The organism is Rothia sp. HMSC072E10 (genome assembly GCF_001813965.1).
GTDB classification, from domain to species: Bacteria; Actinomycetota; Actinomycetes; order Actinomycetales; family Micrococcaceae; genus Rothia; species Rothia mucilaginosa_A.
The window spans coordinates 25657-33198 of sequence record NZ_KV814491.1 but is presented as its reverse complement, the minus strand read 5'-3'; the positions used below and the strand labels follow the sequence as shown (position 1 = coordinate 33198).

The 7542-nt window shown below is 62.6% G+C and carries 6 protein-coding genes; 5 read left to right on the top strand and 1 reads right to left on the bottom strand.

Annotated features, from left to right (window positions below; translation table 11 throughout):
• Window positions 1-17 precede the first annotated feature (17 nt).
• Entirely contained in the window at window positions 18-965 is a 948-nt protein-coding gene (locus tag HMPREF2944_RS05615; RefSeq protein ID WP_049332602.1) for a sugar-binding transcriptional regulator, read from the bottom strand.
• Window positions 966-1093: 128 nt separating this feature from the next.
• Here HMPREF2944_RS05615 and HMPREF2944_RS05610 point away from each other — a divergent pair, with 128 nt between their 5' ends.
• The 5 genes from HMPREF2944_RS05610 to HMPREF2944_RS05590 all read left to right on the top strand — a co-directional run bounded on the left by HMPREF2944_RS05610 (window position 1094) and on the right by HMPREF2944_RS05590 (window position 7369).
• Complete coding sequence (locus tag HMPREF2944_RS05610) at window positions 1094-2839, top strand: glycerol-3-phosphate dehydrogenase/oxidase (protein ID WP_070681357.1); 1746 nt, start codon at window positions 1094-1096, stop codon at window positions 2837-2839.
• A 345-nt stretch (window positions 2840-3184) separates the two neighbouring features.
• A complete protein-coding gene (locus HMPREF2944_RS05605; RefSeq protein ID WP_070681354.1) occupies window positions 3185-3982 on the top strand; it encodes an MIP/aquaporin family protein in 798 nt (265 codons plus the stop codon).
• Between the two features lie 41 nt (window positions 3983-4023).
• Entirely contained in the window at window positions 4024-5580 is a 1557-nt protein-coding gene (gene glpK / locus HMPREF2944_RS05600) for a glycerol kinase GlpK (protein WP_070681351.1), read from the top strand.
• A 680-nt stretch (window positions 5581-6260) separates the two neighbouring features.
• Window positions 6261-6569, top strand: coding sequence for an N-acyl-D-glutamate deacylase (locus HMPREF2944_RS05595; RefSeq protein WP_070681348.1), 309 nt, complete (start codon window positions 6261-6263; stop codon window positions 6567-6569).
• An 86-nt stretch (window positions 6570-6655) separates the two neighbouring features.
• Window positions 6656-7369, top strand: coding sequence for a methylated-DNA--[protein]-cysteine S-methyltransferase (locus tag HMPREF2944_RS05590; RefSeq protein WP_083313078.1), 714 nt, complete (start codon window positions 6656-6658; stop codon window positions 7367-7369).
• The last annotated feature ends 173 nt before the right edge of the window (window positions 7370-7542 follow it).

Sequence of the window (7542 nt, the reverse complement as noted above, 5' to 3'; positions counted from 1 at the left end):
CCCCCCCCCCGAGAAAGCTACCTATCCATCAGAACCTTGGCGAGCGCATCGTCCAGCACCAAATCCGTAATCGCGCCGGTGCGCAGAGCCCCGCGGAGCGCCCTCGCGCGGTGCACCCCCGAAGCCACGCAAATACGCCGCGGGATACGCGCCAGCTCCTTGGGAGTGGGCCCCGAAGCGCGCCGGTTCAGCTCCAAATCGGCCCACGACCCATCCTCGCGCAATAGCACGGTGCACATATCCCCCACGACTCCCAGCTCGCGCAAGCGGTACTGCTCCTCCGCGTCAAAATACCCGCCCGAGTACACGTGCGAGGGAATCGGGCCGCCGAACGCACCCACGCCAAAGATGGCCAGGTCCACGCTCTGCTGCACCCGCAGGCTTGCCTGCACGCTGCGCTCGCGCCACATGGCTTCCTTCGTCTCGGCGTAGTCGAAGAAGGCGGGAACCGGGAAGTGCACGGTCTGCGCCTCGTAGGCGTTGGCCAGCTGCCCCAACAGAGAACCCAGGTACGGAATACCCGAGTGGTGCGCGTTGCCCGCGCCATTGAGCTGCACGACCTTCACGCCGGTCAGGGGGCGGCGCGGCAGGTGCCGAGACACCTCGGTCATGGTGGAGCCCCAGGCCACGCCCAGGCGGGTGCCGTCGTCGATGAGCGAATCCAGCAGGGAGGCGGCGGTGCGCGAAACCCGGCTCATGCGGGCAATCGGCGTGGCGTCGGCACGCACGTTCACCAGGGTCACGCGCACCTTGTAACGTTCGCCGATGCGCCGCTCCAGCTCGCTGCGGGTACGGAAGGAGTCGTCCAGTCGGATCTGCACCATGCCGCTTTCGCGGGCGCTTTTGAGCAGCCGCGAAACCGTGGCTCGCGAGACTCCCATGCGGCTCGCGATGGCATCCATGGTCATGTTGTGGATGTAGTAGAGCTCCGCGGCCTCGTAGGTGTGGCTAGCGCGTTCGTTCATGGGCAAAGACCCCCTGTGAAAATCCGTTCATTCTACTTGGTAATTATTTCATTACCGGGTTTTACTAAGTCAAGACGACAGGCAACGCCGCCCCGTAGCGGCTCTCACAGAAAAGAAGAGAACAGCACATGAGCTCCCAGCACTTTGCACAGCAGTCGCAGCTGACCGCTGCATCCCGCGCCCAGGCTCTCAAGAGCATGGCCAATGAAGAACTCGACGTCCTCGTGGTCGGCGGCGGCATCACCGGCGCCGGCATCGCCCTCGACGCCGCAACCCGCGGCCTGCGCACCGGCATCGTCGAAGCCGGCGACTGGGCCGCAGGCACCAGCGCCTGGTCCTCCAAGCTCGTGCACGGCGGCCTGCGCTACCTCTACAACCTCGACTTCAAGCTCGTGACCGAGGCCCTCACCGAACGCGGCCTGCTGCTGAACAAGATTGCACCCCACCTGGTGCACGCACAGCCCTTCCTCTGGCCCCTGAAGATGCCCGTCATCGAGCGCGCCTACTCCGCCATCGGCATCGGTATGTACGACACCCTGGCGTTCCTCGGCTCCCGCGGCAACAAGGGCGTTCCCTCGCAGCGTCACTTCACCAAGGCCGGCACCAAGACCGTCTTCCCCGACATCAAGGACTCCGCCTTCACCGGCGCAATCCAGTTCTACGACGCACGCGTTGACGATGCGCGCCTCGTCATCGACGTCGTCCGCACCGCCGCAGGCTACGGCGCCCTGGCCGCATCCCGCACCCAGGTCATCGGTTTCGACAAGGACGCATCCGGCCGCGTCATCGGTGCGCAGCTGGCAGACCTCGAGAGCGGCGAGCGCCTGAACGTACGCGCCAAGCACGTCATCAACGCAACCGGCGTGTGGACCGAAGAATCCGAGTCCCTGGCCAACCCCGACGGCGGCCTGGAGGTGCTCGCATCCAAGGGCATCCACATCGTGGTTCCCCGCGACCGCATCAACGCGACCAGCGGTATCTTCACCAAGACCGAAAAGTCCGTGCTCTTCATCATCCCCTGGCAGCGCTACTGGATTATCGGCACCACCGACACCCCCTACACCGAGGACCGTGAGCGCCCCGTCGCCACCAGCAAGGACATCGACTACGTGCTGATGCAGGCGAACAAGCTCATCGCCAACCCGCTGACCCGCGAGGACATCATTGGCACCTACACCGGTCTGCGCCCGCTGCTGCAGCCCAAGGTCAAGGACGGCGCCGCGTCCACCAAGGTTTCCCGCGAGCACACCGTGACCGAGGTTGCCCCCGGCATGAGCGCCATTGCGGGCGGTAAGCTGACCACCTACCGCGTCATGGCTGAGGACGCCGTGAACTTCGCACTGGGTGAGCAGGCCAAGCAGAACCCCTCCGTGACCGCAAACATCGGCCTGGTCGGCGCAGACGGCTACCACGCAATCGCTGCTAACCGCGCACGCTACGCCGAGCGTTACGGCTGGGATGAGGACCGCATCACCCACCTGCTCGAGCGTTACGGTGCACAGATTGAGGACCTCGGCGCTCTCATCGACGCTGACCCCTCCCTCGGCGCTCCCCTGGCTAAGGCACCCCAGTTCCTGCGTGCAGACGTTGTCTTCGCGGTCCGCTACGAAGGTGCCCTACACCTGGAGGACGTGCTGGTCCGCCGCGTACGCCTCGACCTCGAGCAGCGCGACCGCGGCCTGGCTGCCGCCGATGAAATCCTTGAGATTCTGCGCTCCGAGCTCGGCTGGGACGACAAGAAGGTCAAGGAGGAGCGCGACCTCTACGCCGCACGCGTGCAGGCTATCCGCGAGGCGGAATCCACCTCCACCGACGCCGAGGCATCGGCCAAGATTGAGGCCGTCCCCGCGGTTGATCCCCGCATCAAGCTCTAATCGCTAGAGATTCCACACCCCTCGTAACCGATTATTTGGTACGAACCGACCGTTCGCCCCTCACCGATATGGGCTAACTCAATATTTTTCGGTGAGGGGTGGACGGACGGTTAAATAACCGTTTACGATAAATCCCCTGCATAAGAAGCAGAGCGCTAAATACGGGGCTAACCCACAGTGCAATCTGCTTCCCGTTCAGACACTCAACCAACATTTTTTGTAGCAACCGCTACACATTTCAGCACAGCGTTGTGCCCCGACCCGTTACAACGGCAAAGGTCGCACTGGATACGGCACGCAACGGTTCGCGAGTCCTTCCGAACGCTTCGTCTTCAAGGAGCATCAATGTCTCTTCTTGCTTCCGCAGGAACTGTACTTGCAGCCGGTTCATCCGCACTCGTGGATGCATCCGGGGCCCCCACCCCCCTCGGAATCTTCGCTTCCGAATTCTTCGGCACCTTCATCCTGATTCTGCTCGGTGCCGGCGTATGTGCCGCAGTGACCCTCAAGAAGTCCTACGCTAAGGACGCAGGCTGGGTCGTTATCACCTTCGGCTGGGGTCTGGCAGTGTTCACCGCCGTGTACCTCTCCTTCCTCTCCGGTGCACATCTGAGCCCCGCTGTGACCGTTGGCCTGGCGACCGCAGGCAAGGACCTGGCAACCGGCGTTCCCGCAACCCCGCTGAACATCACCCTGTACATCGTCGCTCAGATGCTCGGCGCAATGGCTGGTGCAACCGCAGCCTACCTGACTTACAAGAAGCACTTCGATGAGGACCCGGGCGACCGCCTCGGCATCTTCGCAACCGGCCCCGCCATCAAGTCCTACGGCTGGAACTTGCTCACCGAGATTATCGGCACCTTCGTCCTGATCGGCTGGATTATCGCATCCGGTAAGACCCCCGCCCAGATTGGCCCCTTGGCTGTTGCCCTGGTCGTTGTTTCTATCGGCATGAGCCTTGGTGGCGCAACCGGTTACGCTATCAACCCCGCCCGTGACCTCGGCCCCCGTATCGCCTACACCTTCCTACCCATCCCCGGTAAGACCGGTTCCAACTGGTCTTACGCATGGGTTCCGGTTGTTGGCCCGATCATCGGCGCTATCCTCGCTGGCCTGATCGTTCCGGCAGTTCTGCCCCTCTAAACCTCTCAAAAACTCCGTTCTTTTGTTCTAAGGAAAAATCAATGACGACTTCTCTGCACTCCGCAACCCTCAACGTCGAGCGCAAGTACATCCTCTCCATCGACCAGGGCACCACCAGCTCCCGCGCGATCCTGTTCAACAAGGCGGGCGAGAACGTGGCTCAGGGCCAGCTCGAGCACGAGCAGATCTTCCCCAAGGCCGGCTGGGTCGAGCACAACGCAACCGAGATTTGGCAGAACGTCCGTAAGGTCGTAGCAACCGCCATGGCGAACGGCGAAGTCAACCACCACGAAATCGCTGCAGTCGGCATCACCAACCAGCGTGAAACCACCGTCGTGTGGGACAAGAACACCGGTGAGCCCGTCTACAACGCAATCGTTTGGCAGGACACCCGCACCCAGGAAATCGTTGAAGAGCTCGCAGGCGAAGAGGGCGTTGGTAAGTACCACGACATCGTCGGCCTGAACCTCTCCACCTACTTCTCCGGCCCCAAGATCAAGTGGATTCTGGACAACGTCGAGGGTGCACGCGAGCGCGCCGAGCGCGGTGACCTGCTCTTCGGCAACACCGACACCTGGCTGGTCTGGAACCTGACCGGTGGTGTTGACGGCGGCGTTCACGTCACCGACGTAACCAACGCATCCCGTACCCTGCTGATGAACATCCGCACCCTGCAGTGGGATCCGCAGATTGCCGCAGACATGGGCATCCCCATGAGCATGCTGCCCGAGATCAAGTCCTCCTCCGAGGTGTACGGCTTCGGCCGCGCAACCGGTCTGCTCAGCGGCACCCCCATCGCGGGTATTTTGGGCGACCAGCAGGCTGCAACCTTCGGCCAGGCCTGCTTCGAGAAGGGCATGGCGAAGAACACCTACGGCACCGGTAACTTCATGCTCATGAACACCGGCGCCGAGCCCGTCTTCTCCGATAACGGTCTGCTGACCACCGTCGCCTACAAGATTGGCGATGCGGCACCCGTGTACGCGCTGGAAGGCTCGGTCGCGATGAGTGGCTCCCTGATTCAGTGGCTGCGCGACAACCTGCGCATGATTGAGAACGCCGCAGAGTCTGAGAGTCTGGCTACCTCCGTTGAGGATTCCGGTGGCTGCTACGTGGTTCCCGCGTTCTCCGGCCTGTTCGCACCGCACTGGCGTTCCGACGCTCGCGGCGTCATCGTGGGCCTGACCCGCTACGTGAACCGCGCACACATCGTGCGTGCGGCGCTGGAAGCAACCGCATTCCAGACCCGCGAGGTTCTCGATGCAATGAACGCCGACTCCGGTGTTGAGCTCTCCGAGCTGCGCGTGGACGGCGGCATGACCGCCAATGAGTTCCTGATGCAGTTCCAGGCTGACATCCTGGGCGTTCCCGTGATCCGCCCAAAGGTTGTCGAGACCACCGCCCTGGGTGCGGCCTACGCCGCGGGTATCGCCGTTGGTTTCTGGACCGGAGAGCAGGACGTCGTGGACAACTGGGCCGAGGACAAGCGCTGGCTGCCCTCCATGGAGCCCGCCGAGGTTGACCGCCAGTACCGTCTGTGGAAGAAGGCTGTCTCCCGTACCCTCGAGTGGGTTGACGAGGACGTTCAGACTGCCTAAGCAATCTGGAGCGCTGGCGTTCGTTTAGCGCTCTTTCCCTCAAGCATGTGCTAGGGCCGGGCACCCGCTACGGGTGCCCGACCCTTTCGCATACCCCTTCAACCGTGGATGGCGCCCCGCACTGGGGCGTAGCGCCGAGAGAGCGGCCGATGTCCCAGTGCCTCAGCGCCAGACCTTTTATGACATAGCGTTTAGCGTTTGTTGCGAGGTAATTTCTAATATTCTCAATACCGTTGTAACGTTAGTGAATGTAGATGCAGTATCTTCCGGTGATTACATAATGCTGCGCTGTTCGTGAGGTGTCAGTGCCGCACGGGTCTTTTGCATGGTTTTCATGCGTTTCCCCGCTGGATTCACCGGTTCGCGCTATTGCTGCATGTACAGCTCCTATCGCCGTCCGCCGCGCCGTCTCGTACGCCGCGGCGGACGGGTCTTTAACCGCCCGGCCGGCATCACCCCGGGCAAACATTCCGCCTTCATCTTGCGATACGGCCTGCCGCAACGGCCCGTCGTTGCCCGCCTTCTCTGTCTATTGAAAGCGCCGTACAATGGATATATCAGCAGATAGGGGCGCGCTCATGGTCGTCGATAACGATAGGCGCGCACACGATGCATACCGATGTTTGCCGTAGCGGAGCATAGGCTCCCGAAAGGAGGAAGCGGCTTAGGCCGCGCCACCCATGGTCGATGTTCGTCGCCGCAAGCTTGCTATTATCGCCATGAACGTTTCGGTTCTCGCCGCCGCGCTATCCTGGCTACTCGTTATCTTCTCGCTGATTTATTCCGCCGCGGCCGTACCCTGGGCCCTTGGCGTGGCTATTGTTCTGAGCGTGATTGGGGCTTACGCCGTCTACCGCTATTACTCCGAGTACTCGCATGTGCTCCCCGTTGAGGACCCCGATGCGCACGACGTGCTCGGTCACGATCTGCACTCGACTCACCTGCCGCACCTGCATCATGAAAATAAGGATGCGCAGCCCGAACGCTAGGATGACGGCGTACAGGTGCCCCTCCCCTATGATGGATGGAGGGGCACCGCCCTTTAACCGCGCCCGCAAGCCCACCGAGGAAGACCATGACCGAAGCGACCGCATCCCCGCACTCGCAGGATCCCCAGCCCGCCGATCTCCCAACGGGTGAAGCCCCGTCAGTCGAAACCCCACCCGCCGAGATTCAGCCCCCGCACATCGCGCCGCCGGCTTCGGAGGAGGAGGGAGCCACCCGGTGGTACACCCGGCACGACAGCCCCGTCGGCACGCTCTACATCGCGGCCAAGGCCGACGCCATCACGGGCCTCTGGTACGAGGAGCAGAAGCACTTCCCTCTCCCCCACGAGCTGGGCACGCTCATCGACAATCCCGAGGCTTACCTGCGAGAGCACGGCACGGCGGAAGATGACGAACCGGCCGGCGAATACGCCGCCGCACAGCTACTCGCGCTGGCTTGTACGCAACTGGACGAGTACTTCACCCGCGAGCGCACATCCTTTGACCTCCCTCTCGACCCGGAGGGCACGGACTTTCAGCTCATCGTCTGGGAGCATCTAAAGACCGTCCCGGCCGGGTACACCACCACGTACGGTGCCATTTCGCGGGCCGTGGGTCCGGGAGCCCCCGCGCAGGCGGTGGGCCAGGCTGTGGGCCGCAATAAGATTTCCATCATAATCCCCTGCCACCGCGTGGTAGGTGCCGACGGTAGCATGACCGGCTACGCCGGAGGCGTGGACCGCAAGCGTTTCCTGCTGGCCTTGGAGGAGCCCGCTGAGGTGCGGGAGGCGCGGCTCTTCTAACGCCAGCTGCGTTCGTCGGGCGAGACAGGGCTGAAGAAAGAATCCGCGCAGAGGGTGGGATGCATGCCGTCTATCGGTGGGCACCCCACCCTTTTTGCGTACCAGTATTCCTACACTCGTATTCGATTCCAATCCCTCACCCAAAACTATATCGAATATACTTGCGAAATTAC

What these genes read in the sequence shown, in the direction of transcription:
- glpK (WP_070681351.1), top strand. Translation starts at nt 4,024, where the DNA reads ATGACGACTTCTCTGCACTCCGCAACCCTCAACGTCGAGCGCAAGTAC.
- HMPREF2944_RS05590 (WP_083313078.1), top strand. Translation starts at nt 6,656, where the DNA reads ATGACCGAAGCGACCGCATCCCCGCACTCGCAGGATCCCCAGCCCGCC.
- HMPREF2944_RS05595 (WP_070681348.1), top strand. Translation starts at nt 6,261, where the DNA reads ATGGTCGATGTTCGTCGCCGCAAGCTTGCTATTATCGCCATGAACGTT.
- HMPREF2944_RS05610 (WP_070681357.1), top strand. Translation starts at nt 1,094, where the DNA reads ATGAGCTCCCAGCACTTTGCACAGCAGTCGCAGCTGACCGCTGCATCC.
- HMPREF2944_RS05615 (WP_049332602.1), bottom strand. Translation starts at nt 965, where the DNA reads ATGAACGAACGCGCTAGCCACACCTACGAGGCCGCGGAGCTCTACTAC.
- HMPREF2944_RS05605 (WP_070681354.1), top strand. Translation starts at nt 3,185, where the DNA reads ATGTCTCTTCTTGCTTCCGCAGGAACTGTACTTGCAGCCGGTTCATCC.